Raw genomic sequence first — 2,045 nt, 5'->3', positions numbered from 1 at the left:
CGGAACCGTCCGGTGCCGCGCCGCCCTCCGCGTCCCCTGCCTCGTCGGTGGGTGCCTCGTCGGTGGGGCGGTCGGCGGCGGGCTCGCCCGGGTGGGCGTGGCCCATGGCGAGACTGTGCGCGGCCGGCAGGTCGATGAAGCGCACCGGTACACCGCACTCGACGGCCCAGCGGATCGCCACCCACTCCGGTGAGAACGCGGCCAGCGGCCAGAAGGCCGCCCGGCTCGGCTCCTCACCGGAGTGGGCCAGCAGCGCGACCGGCGGGCGCATGCGCGGATCGGCGGCCAGGTGGATCACCGCGTCGGCTTCGGGCGGCCCCTCCACCAGCAGCACGGCCGGTTCCGCCGCCCTCAGCGCGGCGAGCACCGCCCGCGCCGAACCGGGCCCGTGGTGCCGCACCCCGAGCAGCAGCGGTGCGGCAGTCACGCGCTGACCTCGCGGCAGGCGCGGTAGAGGTCCTGCCAGCCCTCGCGCTCCCGCACGACCGTCTCCAGGTACTCCTGCCAGGCCACCTGGTCGGTCGACGGGTCGCGGACCACGGCGCTGTGCACGCCCGCGGCGATGTCCGCCGCGCGCAGCACGCCGTCGCCGAAGTGCGCGGCCAGCGCGAGGCCGCCGGTGACCACCGAGATCGCCTCGGCGGTGGAGAGGGTGCCCGACGGCGTCTTGATCCTCGTGCGGCCGTCCGAGGTGACGCCGCCGCGCAGCTCGCGGAAGACGGTGACGACCCGGCGGATCTCGTCGATGCCCTCGGGGGTACGGGGCAGGTCGAGCGAGCGGCCGATCTGCTCCACCCGGCGCGAGACGATGTCCACCTCGGCCTCCTCGGTGGCGGGCATCGGCAGCACGACCGTGTTGAACCGCCGCCGCAGGGCGCTGGACAGCTCGTTGACACCGCGGTCGCGGTCGTTGGCGGTGGCGATCAGGTTGAAGCCGCGCACGGCCTGTACCTCGCTGCCCAACTCCGGGATCGGCAGCGTCTTCTCCGAGAGCACGGTGATCAGGCTGTCCTGCACGTCCGCAGGGATGCGGGTCAGCTCCTCCACGCGGGCCGTCATGCCGTCCGCCATCGCCCGCATCACCGGGCTGGGCACCAGCGCGTCGTGGCTGGGGCCGTTCGCCAGCAGTTGGGCGTAGTTCCAGCCGTATCGGATCGCCTCCTCGGCGGTGCCCGCGGTGCCCTGCACCAGCAGGGTGGAGTCGCCGCTGACGGCCGCGGCGAGATGTTCCGAGACCCACGTCTTCGCCGTGCCCGGCACGCCGAGCAGCAGCAGTGCGCGATCCGTCGCCAAGGTGGTGACGGCGACCTCCACGATGCGCCGCGGACCGACGTACTTGGGGGAGATGACCGTGCCGTCCGGCAGGGTGCCGCCCAGGAGGTAGCGGGCGACCGCCCAGGGGGAGAGCCGCCAGCGCTCCGGCCGCGGGCGGTCGTCGGCCGCGGCCAGCGCGGCCAGTTCGTCGGCGAACGCCTGCTCGGCGTGCGGTCGCAGTGCGGCCGGCTCGGTCTGCGTGATGCTCACAGCTCCCCCTCGTGCTCCGGATCGTCCGGTGGTCCGGTACTGGTTCCCACCGTGCACCCGACCACTGACAATCGCCGCTGACCTGCTGTTTCGTCAGTTCCGTTGCGGGCGGCGGCAGTCGGGACCGGTTCGCGCGCGCGTTCGGGCCGGGCGGTGTCAGTGGTCGCCCGTACGGTCGTTCCCATGACTGGAGAGCAGGTCCGCTGGACGGCGGAACAGGTGCTGGCGCTCGCCCCTGACGCGGCGTCGCGCAAGGCCGGCGGCAAGCTGGCCGGGCCGGCGCCCTGGTCGCAGGCGGGGTCGGCGGAAGGCGCCGTGTGGGGGCTGTGCAAGGGGAGCGGCAGCAAGCCGTACCGCACGGTCGTCGACTGCGCGGACGCCGCGTGCAAGTGCAGCTGCCCCAGCCGCAAGTTCCCGTGCAAGCACGCGCTCGGCCTGCTGCTGCTGTGGTCGGCGGGCGGTGACGCGGTGGCCTCCGGGGCCGAACCGCCGGAGTGGGCGCAGTCCTGGCTCACCGGCCG

At 74.3% G+C, this 2,045-nt stretch carries 3 protein-coding genes; 1 reads left to right on the top strand and 2 read right to left on the bottom strand.

Annotation, left to right across the window (positions count from 1 at the left end; all coding sequences use genetic code 11):
- Together ACYVE9_RS24390 and ACYVE9_RS24385 are read right to left on the bottom strand one after the other, a co-directional pair.
- On the bottom strand, window positions 1-466 hold a 466-nt coding region (locus ACYVE9_RS24390), incomplete at its 3' end, for a DUF5682 family protein (RefSeq protein ID WP_461030055.1).
- Window positions 424-1,524 (bottom strand): ATP-binding protein, encoded by a 1,101-nt coding sequence (locus tag ACYVE9_RS24385; RefSeq protein WP_461030054.1) that lies wholly within the window; start codon window positions 1,522-1,524, stop codon window positions 424-426. The genes ACYVE9_RS24385 and ACYVE9_RS24390, both read right to left, overlap by 43 nt.
- 183 nt (window positions 1,525-1,707) lie before the next feature.
- Here ACYVE9_RS24385 and ACYVE9_RS24380 point away from each other — a divergent pair.
- Window positions 1,708-2,045, top strand: a 338-nt coding sequence (locus ACYVE9_RS24380) for an SWIM zinc finger family protein (RefSeq protein ID WP_461030053.1), incomplete at its 3' end; no start/stop codon positions are given.

This window comes from Streptomyces sparsus (assembly GCF_054776295.1).
The sequence above is the reverse complement of the archived record's forward strand: the minus strand, read 5'-3'. Positions and strand labels throughout refer to the sequence as shown.